Source organism: Bremerella volcania (assembly GCF_007748115.1).
Classification (GTDB): Bacteria; Planctomycetota; Planctomycetia; order Pirellulales; family Pirellulaceae; genus Bremerella; species Bremerella volcania.
Window position 1 is genome coordinate 6,001,881 of record NZ_CP036289.1, and the last position, 23,105, is coordinate 6,024,985.

The window sequence follows — 23,105 nt, forward strand, 5'->3', positions numbered from 1 at the left end:
GAACTCAGGTCAACGCTTGAATCAAGTCAATCAAGGGAGAAACCAACACGACCAGACGAACAGCCGCCCAAAACAAAGCCGCCAATACAAGGATAGTGATCACCGGCGGTCCAATCTTGCGAATTAATTCACGCCGAAGCGCAAGTCTCTCTTTTAAGAGCCGCTCCGCGCTCTCGAGTGCCTCGGCAAGAGCATTGTTAGACTCTCCCCAACGCACCAAGGGGAGAATCGAGGAAGGAATATCCGGCGAAACTTGCCAGACTTCCCCCAGTGGCTTGCCTTGCTCCATCTGTTCGGCCCAAATGGGCGCTAATTCCGCGAAACGACGGCTGGCTACCGCATCCTCCAAGAGACGCAGGGAGGTCGGGGTAGGAATGTTCTGAGCCACCAATAACCGCAGTTTGATGATCAAGTCGAGCGATTCGTACCACCAGAAGATCTTTCCGACTAACGGCACGCTACGCCTCAATAAGGCAGTCTGTGCGGGTGTCAGAAAAGCGGGAATCAGGAAGATCCCGACACCCCCCAACAAAAAGAAACTGGTCCACGATATCGTAGGAGCGCGAAAGATCTCTGGATCAAACGACAAATCAAGTTCAAAGTCTTCGTAGATGGAAAGAAATTGCGTCTGAATCATCGGCATGATGAACACGTTCAAAAGGTCGACGACCAGCAGCGTAACCGTGGCTAACAGAAACGGGTACGAAAGCGCGGCCCACAGATCGCGCCAATACTCGTTTCGCCAGTTCTCTTCTTCCAGCAACTCGTAGAGCGTCTCACCGAGTCGATGCGACTGAATACCGGCAACTAAGACGCTTTGGTGGTACTTAGGGAGTCGCACGAAACTGAGATCGTGATCGACCAGCGGATTCCCACCGGCACGAATCTCTTTGGCTAACTGTCGGAATGCCTGTTTGAGCTTTCGCTGAGAGACCTCCTCCGCGAATGCTTCCAAGCCTTCATCCAACGGCATTCCCGAATTGGACAACTCGCCGATGCAGCGGAGAAGTTCGGCCGACTCGGCCGAATTGAGGTAAATAGTGGACGGCTTAACTTCATGCTCCGATTGCGAATCTTCCACGGTCTCCGCACTGCCGAGCAGTGGGTGATCTACTTTGGAATCATGATTCGAAGAACCGAATGTTGGCTGCATGAACGAAACGCGGGAACAACGAGGCTAAGCGGGAAGGGCCAGTACGAAACGCAGAATTCCAATCCAGGGAACGAAGAGCATCATCGCATAAAGAACAACGACCAAACCGCCGATCACCAGTGTGGCATAAATGGGAAGCTGATTCTGAATCCATAGACTCTGTCGCCGAGCCTTGGCGTAGTAGCGTTCGCCTGTCAGGGCCAAGCTATCCGCTAAAGCATCCGGCTCTAATTGCGCTGCCAAAAGCCAACGACTTAGTGGATTCAGTTCGGGAGGTGCTGTTTTCAAGTCTCCCATTTCAATGCGGTCGGCCCATTGGCGACCACTCGCCGTCATTCGACGATTACAGGTCGCCTCCGTCGCAAGTCTCACGGCCTCTGGAAGCGGGCACCGATGACGAATCAACAATCCCATCAAATCGAAAACCATTGCCCATTGACAATTCCGAGCCGCTTTCTTCGCCCCAGGCAGCAGCCAGGTCACGAAGCCATCTCCCAGAAATAAGAATGAGGGCCAGACTTGCAGCAAGGCGATGCAGAACAGCATCAATCCACCCAGGGGAATCAATGCGATGAATAGTGGCTTCAAGGAGGCAAAAAAATCGATCGACCTAAGAATCAAGGATGTTTCCGGGATGAAGGAATCGACACAGATTTCACGCATCATGCGCAGTTGTTCCATCCCGATGGTCATCCCGAAGATGCCTGCGAGGATCAACAAAATCGCCGGATAAACCGACGCCGTGAGGTACGAGATTCTCATCTTCTGGACGCGGCGAGCGGTTGCAGCGATATCCTCCAGGGCTGAAGTCAGTCGTCCGCTGCGAATCCCAGCCGTAACCACGGCCCGATACATGGGCGGAAAACCAGTCCCCAATTCCCCTATCGCGTCTTCAAGCGATTGCCCTGCGGAAAGACGTTCCGAGAGGTCTTCGCCCAATCGGCGAAGACGCCCTGTAAGATCCTTACTCATTCGTCCCAGATGAGGATCCAGCGGCAATTCAACACGCGATAACGATATAATCTCGGCGTTGAGAGCGAGAATATCATCCAAACGGTATGATGGACGTGTCGAAGCCACACACAGTCTTTCCAGAGACATATTAAGAAAAGCAACCGCAACTTCATTCTAACCACGAATCCTACTCGACGGAAGAAAACTGACACCTTGTCCACTCTCAATTTCCCTCTGACCTTGCTGATATTGGGCCTTTTCGTTGGATGCAACCGCTCCCCGCAAGCGACAATTCCACCCAAATCGAACGCCGTCAAATCCGTGTCCATTGCCCCTGAAACAAATAAGGATTCTTCTGATCCTATCGCCCAATCTCTGCCCCCGGCAATCTACCAAGACTCAGATGGTTCGGTCCGCCTGTCGCCACTGACCGCAAAAGTGTTGGGAGAAGGCCTCGATCTCAATGAATGGGACCAAATCGCGGGCTTCAAAAGCCGCGACCAAAGGGTCCTCTGGCAAATTCACCTTTCTGCCCCGGGAACTTACCAGGTCGAAGTGGATGCCATCTGTACAGGCCCCACACAGGAGGCCCGAATGCGCGTGTATTTCGGGAATAATCGCTATTTGGAAGACGATATTCAACTCAGCGATAACGATCAGATGCTGGCGACCACAAGCCTGGGAGAGATCACGCTCGACGCCCCAAAAGAATATCAGGTCGAGATAGAGATGGTTGGACTTCCCTTGATCGGAAAGTTCGCTGTTAGCGAACTCCGCCTCGTTCCACTTGGAGAAAACCCTACATCCTTCCCAAAGTTCAAGACGGATGATGGACTAACTGAGGGAAATTAGCTGATCGGATTGATCGCTATTTCTGCTTCCGCTGCTGCTGCAGAATCGAAACGATAAAAAACATGATTCGCCTCTCGCAAAAAGTTCTGTGCCTACGATTATTCTAGGCAGAACGCATCCACGTTCTCTGTGGTTTGCCGAATATCGACGAAAGTGGGTCTCTAGTTAATCCATCGGCTAAATCCGATGTGGTTAATTGAATAAAACAGAAAGAATTCTGCACTCGACTCCCCGGCCATGCCGCTGCTGAATCACCATGGCTTGAGTAAATGCGATGAATCGCCTTGGCTGCCGATGTCCATCGCAGGATTGCACCTCGAGTCTGAATATCGCAAAATTTCTCAACGCCTATTGCACTTTTCTCATTGCGTTGAGACCCGTACCGGTTAACCTCAACGGTTTCCTCACTCTTCATGCCCCCGCAACTAATCACAGGCAGCCCCATGCTTGAAACGGTTATCGTCCTCGGTTCGTTCGTCTTTTTCACGGCACTGGTGGGTTTCGTTACTTGGTTGCTGACACGAAAGGACGACCACGGATCTTCGGCAGGTTATTTTCTTGCAGGCCGAACGCTAACTGGGGGATACATTGCCGGTTCTCTCATGCTGACCAACCTGTCGACCGAACAATTGGTCGGCCTGAACGGGGCGGCCTTTAAGGACGGTATCTGCGTGATGGCCTGGGAAGTCCTGGCAGGTGCATCCCTGGTGGTGATGGCCCTGTACTTTCTTCCCCGCTATCTGAAAAGCGGAATCGCGACCGTCCCAGAGTTTCTAGAAGAGCGTTTTGGCGACTCAACCCGGGCGATTACGTCCATTATTTTTATCGTCGCCTATGCTGGTATTTTGCTTCCAATCATTCTGTACACCGGAGCGACAGGCCTGACGGGGATTCTCGACGTGAAAGGCATCCTTGGTATCGAACGTGCCGATGTTGCGGCGAATGCTCCCGCCGATGCCATGGGGACGGCAGATTACGCGATCCTGTGGGGTGCCGTGTGGATGATCGGTATCATCGGTTCGCTTTACGCGATTTTTGGTGGGCTGAGAACGGTTGCCGTTTCTGATACGCTCAACGGCTTCGGTCTACTCGTGGGTGGCTTCATGATTCTGTTTTTCGGGCTCAGCGCCATTAACAGCGAGAGCATCTTTGCCGCCGTCGAAGAAATGTACGTGGCCAACCCCGAGAAGTTTAACTCACTCGGCGGCGCCGACTCATCGGTACCCGTATCCACGCTCTTCACCGGCGTCTTGCTTTTGAATCTGTTTTACTGGTGCACGAACCAGCAGATCATTCAGCGAACCTTTGGTGCAAGCAGTCTGAAAGAAGGGCAAAAGGGGGTTCTTCTGGCAGGAGTCTTGAAGATCCTGGCTCCGCTGATTCTCGTGATCCCCGGCTTAATTGCGTTTCACCTTTACGGGGGAACGATCGCCAACGATAAGGCTTACGGTACCCTGGTCAGCGACGTGTTGCCTACGTGGCTGGCCGGCTTCTTCGCTGCGGTGATGGTTGGCGCCATCCTTAGCTCGTTTAACTCGGCTCTCAATAGCACGGCTACCCTCTTCAGCCTGGGCGTATACAAACAAATGCTGCATCCGAACGCGTCCGATGAACGCGTTATTCACGCCGGGAAAATCTTCGGAACGATCCTGGCTATTGTCTCGATGACGATTGCCCCGCTGCTCGCCGGACAAGATAGCATCTTCGGCTACCTCCAAAAAATGAACGGGCTGTACTTTATCCCGATCTTTTCCGTGGTTCTCGTCGGCATGCTCTCGAAGCGAGCCCCGAAGATCGCAGCCGATGCCGCTCTGATCTTCGGGTTTGTTGCAATCGCCATTTTCTACTTTGTCATTCAGCCGATGACAAAAGATGCAGCCATTGACCTGAACCAGCCGTTCTACGACTTTCACTTTCTGGGGCTCATGTTCGCCTTGCTGGTCGGCTTCCAATTGCTGATGGCACAAGTTGCTCCGCGGGAAACACCCTACGAGCAGAAAGATGCCGGTGCCGTCGACATGACCAGTTGGCCTTTGGCGAAGCCGCTGGGGATTGGCCTGATCGTGATCGTGTTCGGCATCTATGCCTTCTTCGCGAGCGTCAACACGATCTTTCCGGTTACTCCAGCGGAGTCTGCCGCAGCAAGCGCCGCTCAAATCGACTAACCGTGGCAATTGCTCCACCCGAGAGGGCTTGGGTCAGGCGATCTGGCAGGACGTCTTGGCTTAAGCCCTCTATTTTTTCTTGGGCTCTTTGACATGGACGAAACCAGTGGGGGCGACGATTGAGCGACACCTAAGGCAAGCCGCGTTCCGACTGCGCAATCATCACTTCGAGACATTCTTTCAGATGAAACCTTGCGCGGTGTAAGCGGCTTCGCACCGTGCCCACCGGCAGTTCCAGCACATCGGCAATGCGGTCGTAGTCCATCCCTTCGAGTTCACGCAGCACCAGGACGTCTCGATGTTCCTCTGAGAGCTTTTCGAGTGCCGTGTGAACCTGACGAATGTTCTCCTGCTGCTCCATTCGGTGACCAGGCCCTTCGTTGCGATCGACCGGTTCGTTGCCGATTTCTTCGCGTACCTGATCGATCGAGTGAACCTTCTTTCGTCGACGACGATGGCTGATCGCAATGTTGAACGAAATGCGATACAGCCAAGTGTAAAAAGCACTGTTTCCCTGAAACGTACCCAGCTTGAGATAGGCCTGAACGAACGACTCCTGCACGACATCCTCGGCGTCTTCCTTCGAGCCAAGAATATTTACCATCGTGTTGAACAATCGCTGCTGGTAACAGCGCACAATCTCCTCGTAGGCGGACGTATCGCCTTGGAGAATGCGCTGAATCAGGAGCGAGTCGTCAGACACGAACGATGTAGCCGGGGTGGTATGAGTCGAGGAGCAAAGGATGTCAGAAGATTCCCCGAAGAGCAACTCTTTACCGCGCGTCTGCGCTCGCCGGAGAATGGGAAAGAACAGTTCTATCGTAGCTGAAACAGCACGTCATTTCGAGGATAAGGTAGCCCGTAATCTTACTCGGGATCGCGATGAACGGTTTCGGGAGAAAAAGCCGGTAGACATGCGGCGATATATTCCGCACCATCGGGATGAGGGCTACTGTAGCGGACCCATTCCCCTTTTTTCACAATTATTGCCTGACCCGCCGAAACCACCTGGACACCTTCTTTCGACTCGACGGTTAGCTCTCCATGGAGGACGACGGTGTATTCATCGAACTGTGGCGTCTGCCCAGGCTCAACCCAGCCGCTCGGGCTGACCATCCGAGCAATGCTTACCTCGTCGGTCTTCGAGTTGACGCGGCCGACGAACTCCTGGATCACTTTGGGCTTGTTCCCAGCGGCTTCGATCACGGCTGGGGCAGAAATGTGGATGGGCATGGTTGGGGCACCCTTTTAGCATGTTCTTGGATGTCGATCTTCAGCGCCCCGGAAAAAACCGAAGGAGCTTAAGATCCTGCATTAGGCGCCGCTTCGCGTGGCCAGGCAAGTGGTTGCTTTCGCATACGAGCGAAAATAAACAGGCCGATCGCCAGCACCAGGATAACCACACTCACGTTCTGGGAAATGGTCAGTCCTGTCCCGCCAATGGCGTACTCGTCGGTTCGGATGACTTCCAATAAAAAGCGGGCAATCGAGTAGAGTCCCAGGGTCAACGCAATCACTTCCCCATCCGCCTTGCGGAAAGGATAGTAAGCCAATACCAATAAGCAAAGGATGAGCCCATTCAGGCTGCTGTAGATTTGCGTGGGATGAATCGGCAGCGAGGCCTTGGGCATCTCGTCGACGTGGAGCGCCACGTCCCCTTTACCAGCCAGCGTGATCTCAAGCGTTCCCTTACGCGGCCCCTCTTTCATCCACGAAGCCAGGAAACGATTCTTCAAAAGATCTAGCGGCTTGTACTCTTCACTCTGCAGCGGATAGCCGTCGATCTTTTCCACGACGTCGCCCACATCAAACTTGCCGGTCTTGCTGGCCGCTGCGTCTGGCAAGACATTTGCGACAATCACCTGCCCCTCGTCGTTTTGGACAAACAGCAGCCCGTAGAATGCCCCGTTCTCCATATGCCGCACATAGGGTGGCGTGTATTGTGGTGGAATACCTTGGGGAAACTGTACGGCCAAAGGAAGCGTACAAAGTCCACCGTAACAACAGCCGTTCATGAAGCAGCCGAGTCGGCCGAAAAACATACCGATCATTAAGCTCGGTGCGATCAAGTCGGCCAAGGCCAATGCGTTAATTTGCTTTCGATAACAGAACACAGCAAAGGCGACAGCCGCCCCGATGAGTGAACCGTACACCACGATTCCCCCTTCGGTGACTTTGAATATCTCTTGAGCCGTTGCCCGCCAATCACCAGGACGATAGAAGTTCTCCCAGTATTGAATCACGAAAAAGAGACGCGCTCCGACCACGCCGCAAATGATCAACACCATCGCCAGCGACAAAATCACCTCCGGATTCAGCCCCATACGCTGCGCACGATAGGCCGCCAAGCCCACAGCGGAAACAATCGCGAACACCAGGAGCACGCCATATCCCCGCACGGGAAATCCGATCTGATCTCCTTCTGTGACACGTAGCATCGGTAGCACGTAGACGATCGCTGCCGCGACCACTGCGAACAGCGGCAGATGCCCCATCAGTTCCTGCATGAAAGTCGGCTTTCGGGAAAGCAGGAAGATCCATACGGCGACAATCAGCCCCCACAAGATCAACAACCACCCCATGCCCACCACCGGCAGGCCGAACAGGTCGTCCGGAACAGGAATGAGGAACAGGGTACGCTGCACGATGGATTCTGGGGGCTTGAGAAACTACTGGGAGACCGGGAAAGAGACCAGCACATTATCGATTAACCGAGTGGTTCCGACTTTGGCAGCCACCAGGATAACGACATCTCCCTCGATTGTCTCCACCGATTTAAGTGTACGCGGGCACGCAACCGAAACGTAATCAATTTCACCAACTCCCGCACCGCGGAGGGCCTGCTCAATTTCATCCCGTAGCAACCGGGCGTTGACCTCGCCTGATTCGATCTGCCGAACCGCATCGTGTAAACTTCGCGAAATGCTCAGCGCAATTTCACGTTCTTCGGGAGACAGGTAGCGGTTTCGCGAACTCATTGCCAGCCCGTCCGCTTCGCGGACGATCGGACAGCGGACGATCTCAATCGGCACGATCAAATCGCGCACCATCTCTTCTATGACGCGAACCTGCTGATAATCCTTCTGACCGAAGAAGGCCGCGTCGGCAGGCGCCACCTGAAAGAGCTTCAGCACGATCGTCGCGACCCCATCAAAATGGATTGGGCGGAATATCCCTTCCAGTGGCAGGGCGATCTCGGGGGCTTTCACCTCGGTGGTGCTGCCTGGCGGGTACATCGCGTCGACTTCCGGGACCAGCGCCCAAACGGGGGCGAATTCCGATAGCAATTCCAGGTCGGCATCGAGCGTCCGCGGATACTTGGCGAAGTCCTCGCCAGGGGCAAACTGGGTGGGATTCACGAAGATCGTGACGACAGTCAGATCGCACGACTTTTGAGACTCGGCGACGAGGCTTAAGTGCCCTGGATGCAGAGCGCCCATCGTCGGAACCAGGCCGACGCGTTTACCATCCGCCTGGACTCGTCGGATTTCGGCACGAAGTTGAGCGGGTTCATGAAATACGCGGGGTGGAGCAGCCATGGGGTGTCACGCCATTAGATGGAGAAACTTTCGCGCGATTGGCGATCGTAAACACAACAAAAAAGGGCTGCGCGAGATGCACAGCCCTTTTCGTGATTTAGCTTGTCACCTTGGCATTAAACCAAGCTGGCTTCACGCATCTTCGAGGCCTGACCGGCTTGGCCGAACGCAACCATGCGATCGATGCAAACCTGCTTCATGGCTTCGCGAGCCGGGGTCAAGTACTTGCGAGGATCGAATTCAGCTGGGTTCTCGGCGAGCACCTTGCGGATGGCACCAGTGATGGCCATGCGGTTGTCGGTGTCGACGTTGATCTTGCGAACGCCGTGCTTGATACCGCGTTGGATTTCTTCAACCGGCACGCCGTAGGTCTGCTTCATGGCACCGCCGTACTTGTTGATGATGTCTTGCAGTTCCTGCGGAACGCTGGAGCTACCGTGCATCACCAGATGGCAGTTCGGCAGACGCTTGTGGATCTCTTCGATACGATCCATGGCCAGCACGTCGCCGGTTGGGGCCTTTGTGAATTTGTAAGCACCATGGCTGGTACCGATGGCAACCGCCAACGCATCGACGCCCGTTTCGGCAACGAATCGTTCGGCTTCTTCCGGATCGGTCAGCAGCTGATCGTGGCTCAGTTCGCCTTCAGCACCGTGGCCGTCTTCGGCTTCACCGGTACCCGTTTCGAGCGAACCCAAGCAGCCCAGTTCGCCTTCGACGCTTACGTTTTTAGCGTGAGCCATTTCGACCACCTTTTTGGTGACCGAGACGTTGTAATCGTAGTCGGCCGGGGTCTTGCCGTCTTCCTTCAGCGAACCGTCCATCATCACCGAGGTGAAGCCATTTTCGATGGCACTCATGCAGGTTTCAGGGCTGTTGCCGTGGTCCTGGTGCATGACGATCGGGATCTCTGGATAGAGTTCCGAAGCGGCCAGCATCAGGTGGCGGAGGTAGTTGTCTTGCGAATAGCTACGAGCACCACGGGAAGCTTGGACGATCACTGGAGAATCCGTTTCCTTGGCGGCTTCCATGATCGACTGGATCTGTTCCATGTTGTTGACGTTGAAGGCAGCCACGCCATAAGAATTTTCGGCTGCGTGATCCAGTAGCACCCGTAGGGGAATCAAAGCCATGAGGTATCTCCCGAGTTAAAGCATTAACACGGCTGCGTGAGGATTCCAAAAGCCCCCTAGGGCAGCCCGACTATTTCATTCAAAGTCGTTATTATCAGAGAGTTTGCGGCGTGGGGTCAATCCCCTGTAGATGGCTACTCGGCGCTGTCAAAATGGGAGGGAAGCAGACCTTCCGTAGAGTCCTCATTAAGGGGCAAATTTTCCTTGACCGATGATTGAGGCTGAAAAAGATCGTCGAATTGTGAGCCAGCCAAGCGAATTAGCAGCAGTTGTCGACGCGGTGAACCGCCGTTTTCTCGCTCGAAGAACGACTTACCCACCCCTTTCACATCCTTCGTTCCACTGAGGACGAGCGTCTGTCCTGCCTCAAGCATGGCAATGAATTCGACTTGCTCGAACACCTTCGTTTCCTTCCGCGTTTCAAAGCGGAACATGCCTTGTCCGGCTTCAACTCGTTGGCGCGGCTGGCCGTGGTGGATCTCGGGAGTTACGACAATCTGCACGCGGCCGTCGTTCTGGGGAAACGTCTTGAGAATGAATTTGCATTCGGCGTTGTAGTACGTCTCGCCCCGTAGCGAGCCGTTGACCGTTTCCAGAAGCGATATCTCTTCCTGAGCTGGCACCATGACGTACTCGCTTCGTTTGCCACGCGGGAACCGGCGATAATTGATGGCCACCTTTTCGTCACCGGTAACTCGCACCATGTCCCCGCCGCTTGCCCCTTTCTTGCTTTCGTTCTCACTGAGAATCTTCCGCAGGGGTGCCGGCAAGTGGAAGTCTACGATCCCGACGCGGAAACCATTGGCAACTAGCTCCCGGCGTTTGTCCAAAGGGATGGCTTGCTCATCGATCTCTTTCCAGATGTCACCGAGGTCTTGCTGGTCGACGCTGTTGAGCGATAACCGGGCAATTTCCAGCGATACGGTATCCGCGGCGATGGGAGCGGAAGGCAATTCGCTCGGCGGAACGTCTTCTTCTGGATGCCATAGCGCACGACAGCCGCCTGCGAACATCATCGCAAATAGCAGTACAGCGGCGATCCTTCGAGCATCCATGCCAGAAGCGTTTTCATCGTAGGTGGTAAACGGAGAGCCCCCTGCGCGCATCGCGGGGCAGGCAGATACTAGAGAAACCGTCAACTCACGGCAAGCGATGTTTGACGGGTGCTAGCAGTGTCAGGATAGTGGCCCACTCGAGATCGACTAGTTTGCTGCCGGCAGCGGTACTTGAGCAGGGTTTTTCAGGTACGAAATCAGATCGATAAACTGCTCATCGGTCAGCAGCCCGCCTGGCTGATTGGGCCCTGCCCCCAGTTGAAGATCCGGCATCGGCGAGAGGGCCGTTTTCTTCTGAGCTTCAATCCCTTCCTTTTCGACCGTTACACGATCGGTCGGCGTTTGTAGCGTCAGGGTGCGATCGGTTTGCTCGGCGATGATCCCACTTAGCACCCGCCCATCATCCATTTGCAAAACCGTCATCCGGTAGTCGGCACTGACGATCGCGCTAGGGTCGATGATGTTCTGCAGCAGGTAATCGAGGTTGCTGCGGTTGCTACCGGTCAGGTCTGGTCCGATGTTGCTTCCCTCGCCATACAAACGGTGGCACTTGGCACACAATCCTTCAAACACAACGCGGCCTTGGCCCATATTGGCGTGCGAAAGGGTCTCCTCGGTGAGTCGCCCCTTCCAGTACGCCATCGCCTTCTGCTTCTCTTCACTCGACTCACGCACTTCGCCCCACACCTCGTTGACTCGTTTCGAGAGGGCTTCGTCTCCTAAGCTTCGCATCTGGCGAACATGAAAGGCAGTCACGTCCGATTTGCGAATACGATTCTTCTCCATCGCATCCAACAGCACGTTGGCCGATGTCGGTCGTGAAAGCAGAATCGCGAGAACTTCAGGTCGCTGCGGCTCGCGAAAGCGGCGGTAATTGTCAACCAGCAGCTTGGCGGCATCAGGATCGTCGAACAGGGCCAGCCCCCGGGCAGCCACCACATTCAAATTGGAAGTCGACACCAGTTTCTCGCAGATTTCACGCAAATCATCTGGCTTCGCTTCAATCAGCGAAGCGAGCGCCGACTGGCGAATCTGCATGTCGGTGTCGCCACTCATGGCCAGCTTGCGGAGTTCATCAAGGGCCCGACCATCGCCGAACAAGGCGCCCAGTTCCCGCAAGTATTGCTGAATCGATGGGTCCTCAGCACTCTTGAAACTAGTCACCAAGGCATCCCAATCTTTCGGCTTAGGCGCTTTCGACCAACCTCGCAGGGCTTCACTCATTCCAGCAAGCACGTCGCTCGCTTTGGAAGTATCAAAGTCCCTGGTCGCGACAATCAGGTTGTTAATCGGAATGGGGTCCTTATCAATACTTTCCGTCAACCGACGAGCGATCAGTTTCGTCGTTGTAGGCCAAGTGGAAGCGATAGCTACGTCAACCAGCCCGTCCGGTTTCATGCCAGGTTCCCGCACTACGGTTGCCTGCACCGTACCGGCCTGAGTCTGAAAGGGTTTGGAAGGCTGATTTGCGACAGGAATCAGTCCGTACCATGTCATCAAAGGAAGATTGTGGTCATCGGCGTACTGGGCATGTTTCACTAATTCCGTTGCTACTTGGCAGCGGTCATAAACCGGCAAGCGATGAAGCGTTGAGGCCAACGTCAGCAGAACCAGACCGGACTTATCGTTCTTCGCCATCTCGGTCAGCTTTGGCAATCTCTGCTGGGCATTCTCGGCGACAACCTTCTGAGCTGCTTCATCGTAGGGCACTGGGCCGAGGATTCCATCAAGCGGCCACTGCTGGGTCAGCAAGCGAATCGCCCACACACGGATGTACTCGTTCTTATCATCCAACAGTTTCAAAAGCAGCTCTTCGTCCGTGCCACCAATCACATGCAGTGTCCACAAGTACCGCAATCGATTCCGGTCATGCTTTTCCTGCGACGTGAGTGCCTGCTCGGGCGTCGATTCCAGCACCATCGGTTTCAGCAACTCGACCAGTGGCCCCATGTCTTCGCCAGCAAGATACTTCTCTTGCAAAACGAGACGAGCCATTCGTGGCGTCCAGTTGTTATCCAGTTGCTGCACCATGGGATTCAAGAAGTAAGAATCACCCGTTGGCGGCCTGGGTACCTTGTTGGCGCCATCGTACGAAATGCGATAGATGCGTCCGCTCGTACGATGCACGCCGGTGTGATCGTGGCATTCGCCGGTGTCGCTCCAGTCAATCATGTAGACGCTACCGTCTGGCCCGGTACTCAGTTCCATTCCGCGAAAGAAAGGATCACCGCTGATCAGGATGTCCTTGCCATGTTTGCCGACGTAACCGCTCCCTTCGCGCTCCAGGATTTCCTGATTCACCCGCATGCCGTGCATGTTGACCGTAAACAGGTTGCCTCGATACGCCTCCGGCCAATTCGTCCCCTGGTAAATCATCATCCCGACGTGGGCATGGCCACCACCGAACTCATTTGCGGCTCCGGCCCGCGAATCTTGCCATTTTCCGGTCGTGTCGAAATGCCAATGATCGGCGTGGTGATCGATCAGTTCGTAGACGTGCGGGTTCTTATCGAGCGTGAAGGCCTGCTTGAAGTGGGCCCCTGGAATCGTATGCCACAGGTGACCGTTGACCGTGTTGATGAAGAACATCTCGCCATGCTCGTCCCAGTCGTGCCCCCATGGATTGGTTGTGCCGCAGGTCAGTACTTCCACATGCTTGGTTTGAGGATGGTATCGCCAGATGCCGCCGTCCATCGGCTGTCGAAGTTCGTCAGGCGTCCCAGGCACGCCAATCAGCCCCGGACACGAGTGACCACAGCGGCCGTACAGCCAACCGTCAGGACCGAATCGCAAACCGTTGGCGAAGTTGTGATAGTTATCCTTGGCCACCGTGAAACCATCGAGCACTACCTTGGCACGACTATCCGGCTTGCCATCGTGATCGGCATCCGGAATGAACAGCACTTGCGGAGGGCACATCAGCCACACCCCGCCGAGCCCAACCTCGACGCTGGTAAGCATCTGCACGTCATCGACGAAGACGTTTCGCTTGTCCAATTTGCCATCGCGGTCAGTATCTTCGAAAAAGAGAACCCGATCACGCATGCTGCGATCGAACCGCATGCTGGGTTGATCGTAGGTGTAGTTCTCCGCCACCCACAGCCGACCTCGGGCATCCCAGGTCATGGCAATCGGGTTTTGCACGTCCGGCTCGGCGAAAACAACCTCAACGTTAAAACCATCAGGCACTTCAAAGCTGGCCGCCGCTTCTTTCGGCGGCATCGGTTGGGCGTCCTTATCCCGTTCCGAGTTATGAATCTCGGGAAAATCGGCCAGAACCGGAACGGAAAGGAACAGCAGGATGAGCAGGCTTCGCATAAAACAAGCTGGGGGGTACGGTGGATGCGATGAAGAAAAAGGAGGAATTGATCCAGGGAACCGGTCAAGTGAAATTCTACTTTACTCGAAGGAACTTAGGGGCTGCAAACTTGGGGGTAAATTCCCGCATCCGGGATTCCCTGAAAGCCATGAAGCTTCTCGTCAGCAGGACATATATTTGTTACCATCCGAGTTTCCCTGGAAACATCTCCGCCTGACTGAACGGCTGAAGAATACGCAATTGCGAACCATCACGAAAACTCACCAACGGAAGTCGGCATGACTATCGACGCTTACGCCTATCCACCGTGCGGCACCAACAAGAAGATCAAGTTCTATTGCCCGGACATGGTCGCCGATATCGAAAAGATCGAACGTATGCTGCAAGGCGAGCAGCGCGTGGCCTGTCTCGACTTCGTTCGCAAGATGCTGGAAAAGCACCCCGATCACTCGGTGCCGTTATTCTACAACGCCATCCTCAACCTTCAGCTTTCCGACGAACATAAGGCCGAAGAAGCGGTCAATCTATTCCTGGAAAAGCACCCCAACAATCCTGCAGCCCATGCGCTCAAGGCCACGCTGGAAGCCTCGTTGGGCAAAGGGGACGAAGCGATCGACGAGCTTCAAACGGCACTCGAAAAAACGGAAGAACGCCTGCACCCATCGCTCTACGATGCGTTCGGGGCGGTCGGCCAGATGCTGTTGATGACGGGTAAAGTGCTAGGGGCTCGCAGCCACTTCACGCTGCAGTCGAACCTGGCCCCCGACGACGACAACATGCCAATGCAGATGCTGATGCGTCTGAATAACTCGCCAGAGATTCCGATCTTCCTGAAACAAGATCTGACGCTCGCCGAATGCCCGGCCGACTTCCCACGCAATGAAGAGTTCAACAAAGCCTTGCAAGATGCGGCCCAAGGCCTATGGCGCAAGGGGCTCAAGCAATTTGAAGAGCTGCGTGCCGGTGCACCTCGCAACCCGGCCATTCTCGAAAACATCGCGGCCTTGCAGTTCAGTCTCGGACAGGATGACGTCGCCGCAAAGACGCTGCACACCTATGCCGTCGCCGAGCAGCGCAGCGACTTTGAAACCGCCACTGAAGCGGAAGCACTTGCCAAAGCACTCACCGACCAGGACGAAGAACAGATCGACGTCGTCAACGCATCGATGTCCATTCACGAAATGGAACCGCTGCTGGAAAAGCTACGCGTCGACGAACGGTGCGAGCACCTGCCCATCGATCTTTCGCAGCTTGGTACCGAAGAATCCCCGCCACCACGAGCCGCTTACCTGCTATTGGACAAACCTCGTAAGGAGTCTGGCGTCGATCTCACCCTGGAAAACGTTTCGAGCGTTCTGGGCGAACTGCTGGTATTCGGCAAGGAAACCGACCGACCGGCACGGATCGAGTTCACGTCAGCCAAGGGGCCAAGCTTCGACGAAGCGATCAGCACGCTCAAAGAAATCTGTGGCGACACAATCGATCCAACGGTTAGCGAAGACGTGCAAGGCCGTATCTTCGCTCTGCAGGACCTGATGAACTGGCAGTGGCGTCTGCCCGATGACACGCCCAACGAAGTCCGCAACCGGCTCATGACCGAAAAGCGTCGGGAGGTCATTCTCGAAAAGTGGGTTAACTTCCCCCTGCAAACCCTCAGCGGCAAGACTCCGCTGGAAGCCTCGAAGGATACTGAACTTCGTTTGCCATTGGCAGCGGAAGTACTGACCCTGGAAATGGTCGGCCAGCAGGAAAAATGGAAGTTTGATTTCGCCGAACTGCGAGAAAAACTGAGCCTGCCAGCCGCCGGGACGCTATCGACCGAGAACCTCGATGTGCTCAACCTACCCATCACACGGCTGCATCGCTTGCCGGCTGCTCAGCTTTCCGATCAGGACTTGATTCAAGGCTACGGCCGCAGCGTGATCCGCGGGCTCAATAAGGCCGTCGAAGTCCTGGCCAATGAGTTGTTGGTTCGAGAGTCGCTCAAGGATCAGATCGACCGATCGCAACTTTACGGCGAACTGGCACGTACCGCGACCGATAGCGATCAGGCTCTCGCGAACCTCAAGAAGGCTCAGGAAGAAGCCGTCCAACAGGGCCGATCCCCCGGCCTCTGGATGGTCGCCGAGCTTTCGATGCGGTTCGAACGTCGCGAAATGCAGGAAGCTCAAATGCTGATGCAAACGCTGATGTCAAAGTACGCCCAGGAACCGCAAACCGCCCAGGCACTATTTGGGGTACTGCAACGTTTCGGCCTGATTACGCCAGACGGTCGCATGGCTGGCGGCATGCCAGCGGGGCCTCCTCCCGCGCAAAGCGGACCGCAAGCAGAGGGCGGCCTCTGGACACCCGGTGCCCCTGCCGGACCTCCGCCTCAGTCCGCACCACCGGCCGCTGGTGGTGGCGAAGAGAAGAAGTCGGGACTCTGGTTGCCAGGAATGGACTAAACCATGGCAATCGCCGACGACGACCAGCGATTCATGCGGCGAGCGTTAGATCTCGCCGAGCAGGGTCGCGGCTTGGTTGAACCCAACCCCATGGTTGGATGTGTGATCGTTAAAGACGGTCGGATCGTTGGCGAGGGATTCCATGAATGCTTCGGCGAACCACACGCCGAAGTCAACGCGATTGCCAACGCAGGCAGTGCTTCGCTTGAAGGGTGTACCGTCTACGTAACGCTTGAGCCTTGTTGCCATCACGGCAAAACGCCTCCGTGCACCGATGCTCTGCTGAAAGTGAAACCGGCCAGAGTCGTGATCGCCATGCAAGACCCTTTCCCGAAAGTACAGGGAGGTGGCATCCAGGTTCTCGCCAGCAGTGGTATTCAAGTGAGCGTCGGAGCCTGCGGTGAAGAGGCGGCTCGACTGAATGCCCCGTTTGCCAAAGTTCATCAACAGGGGAAGCCCTGGGTGATCGCCAAGTGGGCCATGACGCTCGACGGCAAGCTGGCCACCGCCAGTGGAAGCAGCAAGTGGATCAGTGGCGAAGCGGCACGAGCGGAAGTGCATCGCATCCGAGGACTTTGCGATGGAGTGATGGTCGGCAGCGGAACGGTAAAGCTGGACGATCCCTTACTGACGACCCGCCCTCCTGGACCGCGGACGGCGGCAAGGATTGTTTTCGATAGCCAGGCGACACTCTCAACATCCAGCCGATTGATCGAGACCATCTCAGAGGCACCGGTAATCGTAGCAGTTGCCGAATCGGCTCGTTCAGAACGCCTCGACCGCCTGGCACATGCAGGCTGCCAGTTGATTGTTTGCCAAGGGAGCGGCCACGCCGAGCGAATGGAGTATTTTCTTCGCCAGCTCGCCTTACGAGGCATGACCAATCTGCTCGTTGAAGGAGGCAGCCAACTGCTTGGTATGTTGTGGGATGCCCGGCAAATCGATGAAGTCTACGCGTTCATCTCGCCGAAAATTGCCGGGGGCAGCGATGCAATCAGTCCGATCGGTGGTCACGGCGTTAGGAACATGGAAGAAGCCGCCAGCCTGGTGCGAACCGATCTTAGATCCTACCAGGAAACGATCTGCCTGCACGGGTTTACCGGCTTCTAGAACAGTTCCTGAATGACTTCACCACCCTTAACCAGCGCCAGTGGCTGGTCCTGATCGGTGACGTATTCATCGTGTGGGTTCATGCCCAAGACATGACAGAAGGTCTGGAAAAGATCCTGCACTTCGACGGGACGATCGGTAACGTGGACACCTTCCTTATCGGTCTCGCCGATCACTTGCCCCATCTTAACACCGCCGCCAGACAAGCAGGTAATCCAACCGTCAGAGTAGTGCTCGCGACCGCCGTCCGGTTTGAATTTGGGAGTTCGCCCGAATTCGCCCATCCAGACGACCAACGTATCTTCCAACATGCCGCGCTGCTCAAGGTCGCGCAGAAGCATCGCGTAACCTTGATCGACGCCGTTGGCTAGTTTGGGATTCTCGTCCCAGCCTTTCTTATGCGTATCCCATCCTTGATCGCTCACGTTACCGGTACTGAAGACCTCGATAAAGCTAACACCAGTTTCCACGAGTCGCCGGGCCAGCAAACAGGCCTGACCGAACTCGTTGCGGCCATAGGCGTCGCGAATGCTTTCCGGTTCGTTATCCAGGCGAAACGCCTCAAGCTTAGGGCTTAGCACGAACCGTTGAGTTTGCTCGTAAATCTCTTGCTTCTCAACCACACGCTGGGCGCCGCCGCTCATTGCGAATTGCTCATCCAGGCGGGCCGACAAATCCAAACGACGACGCAACCGCTGCTCAGGCACCGTCGTCAAAACGTCCTCGGGCAGCGTACCGGCTTGATCGATTTTGAATGACTCGTAACGTGGCCCTAACACGCCACTGTTGATGTCGCGCGTGGTTATTCGCGGCTTGCCAATTCGCACGAAAGCTGGCAGGTCGTAGGTTGGATCGAAACGTTCCCGTGCGACCACGCTGCCCCACGTTGGATATTGAATCGAAGGATTGATCGGATATCCGCTGCGAACCAGCTTGATGGCGCGGAAGTGATCGCGTTCGCTGCTCTTCATACTGCGGATCAAAGCGATCTTGTGCATCATCTTGGCCGTTTCCGGCATGTACTCGGCAATGTGTACCCCGGGAAGCGAAGTCGGTATCGATGTCGCAGGTCCCTGGTATTGCGATCCGATCTTGGGATTGAAGGTTTCGAACTGGCTGGGTCCCCCATCCATCCACAGCAGGATCATCTTCTTGCCGGTCTTACGCAATTCGCTTGCACGAGCGATCATCATATCGCGCCATGACAGCGTTAACGTGCCGGCAGCAGCCCCTGTCATCAGTTGTTTGAGAAACGCTCGGCGATGCGAGACACCATCTCGTCCGGCTACCAGATTCCAGAAAGGGCGAATCATCTCGTGTTCCTCAATAACGTATTCTGCCGGGTCTCAAAGGAAGGACAAACGCAGGGGCACTAACGCGGACTTACTTGCGAGTAGTAAATTCCGCGGTGTTCAAGAGCGCCCAGAGTAGATCTTCGAAAGCCTCGCCTCGCGAAGCTCCTTCTTGGACAAACTGGTAGGCAATGTCCAACTCTTTGTCCGCCGGGGCGCGGCCCAGCACGTTGATGTATAGCCGTTGAATTGCCTGGCGATCGTCAGGCGTTTCCTTGAGAAGCTTGGCCAGCTTCGTCTGTTGATCTTTGCCTGCATTGACTTGATCTTGAAGCTGACGGTTGTTCATCAGGAACATGGCCTGCTGCATCGTTTGCGGACGGAACTGCTTGCCGAGGGATGGATCGTAGCCGAACACGTCGTTCACGATATCCTTCGTGCTCTTGGGTGGAGGCGGGAATCGCATCTCAGCGGTCGGCTTCATCTGCTCCCCCTTCACATTGGGAAGCTCGATGGCCGTTTCCAGATTCTTGAAGACGACATCCCCACGCATCTTACGAAGTTCGGCCGATGCCAGTTGCCCGACGACCTCGTCCGATGAATCGAGTTCGCGCTGATACGCTTTGGTATTGAGGATCAACCGGAACAAGGGCTTCGCATCGTACTCGTTGGCGACAAAGTGGCCTGCCACCGCATCATGAACGGATGGCAAGCTGGGGAAGCCAGCCTCGTCCGAGATCTCGTCGACCGGATCACAGAAGGGCTGATCCATCAGTCGCTCCCAGGTGCGGTTCACATAGGCTTTGGCAAACAGTGCGTTATCGGGGCTGACAACCCAGTTGGCCAAGGTAACGCGGCGATTGACGTCGCTGACACCTTTCTCTAGCTGGTCGCCAGCAAAGACGGCGGGCATCATCGTCTTGTTGGTATCTGGCATCTTATGTTCGCCAGCGTCCTTACTGCCAACTTCGATTTCAGCACTGTCATTCCAAGGCAACTTGGCATTGGTGCGAACGAAGAACGCAGCCATCTGGTGAAAGCGTTCTTGAGGGATATCGACGAACGGGTGATCGTGGCATTCGGCACATTGGATCTGCGTTCCGAGGAAAACCCGTGTCGTTTCGCCAGCTAGTCGCGAAGTACTTGCCTGGTGGAAACCTACGAAGAAAGCCGGAGGGTTGTCCCCCACTTTCCCTGTTGCCGTCAAAATGCGATAGGTAATCTCGTCCCAACCAACGCCCTCGTTCATTTGCTGGGCCATCCAATCCTGGAAGATCTGATAATCCAGAAAGGTAAGTTCTGGCTGGGGAATGCGATAACTGAAGACGTCGCTCCAGTAGGTTCCCCAATTGGTGCCGAACTCGGGGCTTTCCAGCAGCCGATCGATCAGCAGCGAACGCTTGGCAGGGTTCGTGTCGGCGAGGAAGTCGGCCCGTTCCTGCTCGGTCGGAATCCGGCCGATCACATCAATCGTGACGCGCCGTAGAAATGTCTCGTCATCGACGATGTCGGTCGTTTCGGTCAGGTGGGCCTCGCGATTAATCAACTGGTCGAGTTCATCCGACGTCAGCAATCGGGCATCGTTATTCTTTACTCGTACGAATGCCGGAGCGACTTCCGGCTTGGGCTTTTCCTTTTTCTCTGGCTTGGCTTCCGGCGTCTTCGCAGTAAGCTTCTTCCCCACGGCGTCGAGTTTGGCAATCTCACTGGCCGGCACGAAAAGGACGGCATCAACAATCACGATTCCCTGGGCGTCTTTGTCCGAGATCGCAACGACCGCCTCTTTGTCGGTGTTGAAATTGAATTCACCCAGCGAGTGGAATAGGGCAGGGCCCTTGGGAGTTTCTCGCTGGTTCACCCTCAGCTTGGCATCCCCATCCGCATGTTGAATCTCAACGGGAGCGGCAGCGGCTCGATTGCCATTGGCGTTGTATGCCAAGTAAACGCCATACTTGCCATCGGTAGGCAGCTTCTGGCGAAAGGTGATCGTCTTGCCGATGGTCGCTTCCTCTTGACCAGGAACGCCACTGTGGACGTAGCCTTCGCCGATGTAAGGCTTGCTGTGTACTGAAGTCTGCCATGGTCCCATCAACTGGGCGGCGGTGTTATCCAGCAAGATGCCCGGTAGCGGCTTGGTATCGAGCGAGTCGGCCGCGCACAGCACGACCGGCGTCAGCAGAAGCAGGGTAATACTCGCGATGCGCATCCGGAAACCGTGAGGTGGCAGCCGCATAGGTTCGCTTTCCCATCAACAGAGGTGTGAAGGCATACGTCCCCGAAGGAGGGAGACAGGAAGGAACCATTGAGTGTAAGAAAAAAACAAAAGTGGGGTCAATCTAAAAGTGATAGAGAATCTTTAGCATTGCCTATAAGGGGGCTTAACAGCCCATTATTTACCAAGGATTCTATCTTCAGGGCAAGTCGCGAGGACTTTAACGACAAAAGCCCAGAACCATGGCCCATGACTCCGGGCTTCCATCGGGGTTGCCCCCAAGGTTCAATCAACAGACAAAGCTACGTAGCGCGTTGATACTCGTCGATCTGACGCTCAGCTTCTTCTTTTGCAATGCCGTAACGTTCTTGGATCTTGCCGCTCAGGCGATCGCGTTTTCCGGCGATTACTTCTAAATCGTCATCCGTTAATTTGCCCCACTTCTCACGCACCTTACCGCTAAACTGTTTCCAGTTTCCTTCAATGGTATCCCAATTCATGACTGGTTCCTTTACCTAAAAAGATGAGCCCACTAAAAAAGCCAAGCCTTGAGGGAAAGCATTCAAAGAACGTCTCCCCCAAGGCGTTGGCCCAACAACCACTTCGCAAATCCATCTCAGGTGTGGTTACTTATTACGTCCATGCGAATCGTTCCTCCGCTGAACGGTTGTCTTCCTGAATTATTCAACACCTACTTCGGCGTCGATAACGCTCCCAGGCACATCATCATTGACGTTGATGTCTACACCTAGTGCTTCAATGTCAGCATCGATAGCCGGACGACTGTCGTCGACCGGGCGGCGGTCATCAACTCGGTTCGCCTGGCCATCGAAGTTTGGGTTGGCCCGTTGTGGCCAATTGTTCTGATCGAAACCTTTGGCTTTCTCAAGCGTCTTTGGGTTGGCGTTGAGCACCAACTGATTCGAGTCTTCCTGGGCATTGTGTTTTAGGCGGAAGTTCTTCCATGCCACGGCATGCAGCGTATCGCCAATCCCAGCAAGACCACCAACGGAAAGAGCGGCATAGCGGATGTCGCCTGAGGACATGTCGACCATGAGATCGTTGATCGAACCCAACTTCTCATTGGCCTTGTTGACCACGGCCATACCGATTAATTCATCAGCGCGGTGGACAACCATCGAGTTTGCCTGGTTCGCATTGGTACGTTGTGGTTCACGATCAACATTGACGTCGACGTCAATAGGACCGACTTTTACGTTCACTCCACCTTCTCGGTCTGCGTAGTGCTTATCGATGGCTAGGGCAAACTCCGGCGATGCCATGTTCGGCCAATTATCGGCGTCAAATCCTGGAGCCTTACGAAGCATCTCTTCACTCAGTTTTAGCAGAAGTACGGCATCTTTATCTTGGGTAGCCGGACGATGGTCGAAGGCTTCAAAGGGCACGGCAAACAGCTTAGATCCCAGACCGAGAAAACCACCATAGGCGACTGCCACATACTTGACGCGACCGCGATCTATATCAATCACGATATCACGGACGTTACCGAGATCCTTACCAGCTTCGTTTTGAATCGTCATGCCCTGAAGTTGGCTGGCTCGCGTGGCGATCGCCACCTTGGAGGCGTTATCCGTCGTTTTCTTTTCCGTATTGATCTCCGCGGAAATAACTGGCTTCTTGGCTTCCACGTCGGTTGCAGGAGCGTCAGCTGCGGCCGTTGGTTCCGCGAACGGATCGGCAACTGAATTGTCGTCAGCATGTGCGAATGAGGTGACGCTTCCAGCGGCCATCAGGGCAGCAGCAACGACTGCGGGAATGGTGCGTAACATAGAACCTCTCCTTGAATTGTCATCGGCAGATGGTTGAAGGAGCATCGCTTCGTTCTGCCATGTTTGAAGCGATGTACATTAGGG

At 55.1% G+C, this 23,105-nt stretch carries 17 protein-coding genes; 4 read left to right on the forward strand and 13 right to left on the reverse strand.

Annotation, left to right across the window (positions count from 1 at the left end; genetic code table 11):
• Positions 1-4: 4 nt before the first annotated feature.
• Together Pan97_RS23975 and Pan97_RS23980 are read right to left on the reverse strand one after the other, a co-directional pair.
• Positions 5-1,081, reverse strand: a complete 1,077-nt coding sequence (locus Pan97_RS23975) for a type II secretion system F family protein (RefSeq protein WP_165698946.1) — start codon at positions 1,079-1,081, stop codon at positions 5-7.
• Positions 1,082-1,177: 96 nt separating this feature from the next.
• The gene (locus Pan97_RS23980; RefSeq protein ID WP_144977111.1) at positions 1,178-2,254 is read right to left on the reverse strand and encodes a type II secretion system F family protein; all 1,077 of its coding nucleotides are present in this window, start codon (positions 2,252-2,254) and stop codon (positions 1,178-1,180) included.
• A gap of 66 nt (positions 2,255-2,320) precedes the next feature.
• Here Pan97_RS23980 and Pan97_RS23985 point away from each other — a divergent pair, with 66 nt between their 5' ends.
• Complete coding sequence (locus Pan97_RS23985; protein ID WP_144977114.1) at positions 2,321-2,959, forward strand: hypothetical protein; 639 nt, start codon at positions 2,321-2,323, stop codon at positions 2,957-2,959.
• Between the two features lie 443 nt (positions 2,960-3,402).
• Positions 3,403-5,124, forward strand: coding sequence for a solute:sodium symporter family transporter (locus Pan97_RS23990; protein ID WP_144977117.1), 1,722 nt, complete (start codon positions 3,403-3,405; stop codon positions 5,122-5,124).
• Positions 5,125-5,254: 130 nt separating this feature from the next.
• On the opposite strand, the gene Pan97_RS23995 is transcribed toward Pan97_RS23990, so the two are convergent.
• From Pan97_RS23995 to Pan97_RS24025, 7 genes are all read right to left on the reverse strand, one after another.
• Positions 5,255-5,827, reverse strand: a complete 573-nt coding sequence (locus Pan97_RS23995) for an RNA polymerase sigma factor (protein WP_144977120.1) — start codon at positions 5,825-5,827, stop codon at positions 5,255-5,257.
• 164 nt (positions 5,828-5,991) lie between these two features.
• Positions 5,992-6,357: a cupin domain-containing protein gene (locus Pan97_RS24000; RefSeq protein WP_144977123.1), complete on the reverse strand. Its 366-nt coding sequence runs from the start codon at positions 6,355-6,357 to the stop codon at positions 5,992-5,994.
• Between the two features lie 68 nt (positions 6,358-6,425).
• Positions 6,426-7,769 (reverse strand): prolipoprotein diacylglyceryl transferase family protein, encoded by a 1,344-nt coding sequence (locus Pan97_RS24005; RefSeq protein WP_144977126.1) that lies wholly within the window; start codon positions 7,767-7,769, stop codon positions 6,426-6,428.
• A 24-nt stretch (positions 7,770-7,793) separates the two neighbouring features.
• On the reverse strand, positions 7,794-8,663 hold the full coding sequence (panC, locus tag Pan97_RS24010) for a pantoate--beta-alanine ligase (RefSeq protein WP_144977129.1): 870 nt from the start codon (positions 8,661-8,663) through the stop codon (positions 7,794-7,796).
• Between the two features lie 116 nt (positions 8,664-8,779).
• Complete coding sequence (gene fba / locus Pan97_RS24015) at positions 8,780-9,796, reverse strand: class II fructose-bisphosphate aldolase (protein WP_144977132.1); 1,017 nt, start codon at positions 9,794-9,796, stop codon at positions 8,780-8,782.
• A 134-nt stretch (positions 9,797-9,930) separates the two neighbouring features.
• Positions 9,931-10,851 carry a hypothetical protein gene (locus Pan97_RS24020; RefSeq protein ID WP_144977134.1) on the reverse strand — a complete coding sequence of 307 codons (921 nt, stop codon included), beginning with the start codon at positions 10,849-10,851 and terminating at the stop codon, positions 9,931-9,933.
• Positions 10,852-10,998: 147 nt separating this feature from the next.
• Positions 10,999-14,169: a PVC-type heme-binding CxxCH protein gene (locus tag Pan97_RS24025; protein WP_144977137.1), complete on the reverse strand. Its 3,171-nt coding sequence runs from the start codon at positions 14,167-14,169 to the stop codon at positions 10,999-11,001.
• 279 nt (positions 14,170-14,448) lie between these two features.
• Between Pan97_RS24025 and Pan97_RS24030 the strand changes: the two genes are divergently transcribed.
• Entirely contained in the window at positions 14,449-16,617 is a 2,169-nt protein-coding gene (locus Pan97_RS24030) for a tetratricopeptide repeat protein (RefSeq protein WP_144977140.1), read from the forward strand.
• Between the two features lie 3 nt (positions 16,618-16,620).
• Entirely contained in the window at positions 16,621-17,727 is a 1,107-nt protein-coding gene (gene ribD, locus Pan97_RS24035) for a bifunctional diaminohydroxyphosphoribosylaminopyrimidine deaminase/5-amino-6-(5-phosphoribosylamino)uracil reductase RibD (RefSeq protein WP_196782204.1), read from the forward strand.
• On the opposite strand, the gene Pan97_RS24040 is transcribed toward ribD, so the two are convergent.
• From Pan97_RS24040 to Pan97_RS24055, 4 genes are all read right to left on the reverse strand, one after another.
• Entirely contained in the window at positions 17,724-19,040 is a 1,317-nt protein-coding gene (locus Pan97_RS24040) for a DUF1501 domain-containing protein (protein ID WP_144977143.1), read from the reverse strand. The genes ribD and Pan97_RS24040 overlap by 4 nt on opposite strands.
• A 70-nt stretch (positions 19,041-19,110) precedes the next feature.
• Entirely contained in the window at positions 19,111-21,252 is a 2,142-nt protein-coding gene (locus Pan97_RS24045) for a DUF1549 domain-containing protein (RefSeq protein ID WP_144977146.1), read from the reverse strand.
• A gap of 281 nt (positions 21,253-21,533) precedes the next feature.
• A complete protein-coding gene (locus Pan97_RS24050) occupies positions 21,534-21,731 on the reverse strand; it encodes a CsbD family protein (protein ID WP_144977148.1) in 198 nt (65 codons plus the stop codon).
• Positions 21,732-21,911: 180 nt separating this feature from the next.
• Complete coding sequence (locus Pan97_RS24055; RefSeq protein WP_165698948.1) at positions 21,912-23,021, reverse strand: PRC-barrel domain-containing protein; 1,110 nt, start codon at positions 23,019-23,021, stop codon at positions 21,912-21,914.
• Positions 23,022-23,105: the final 84 nt, after the last annotated feature.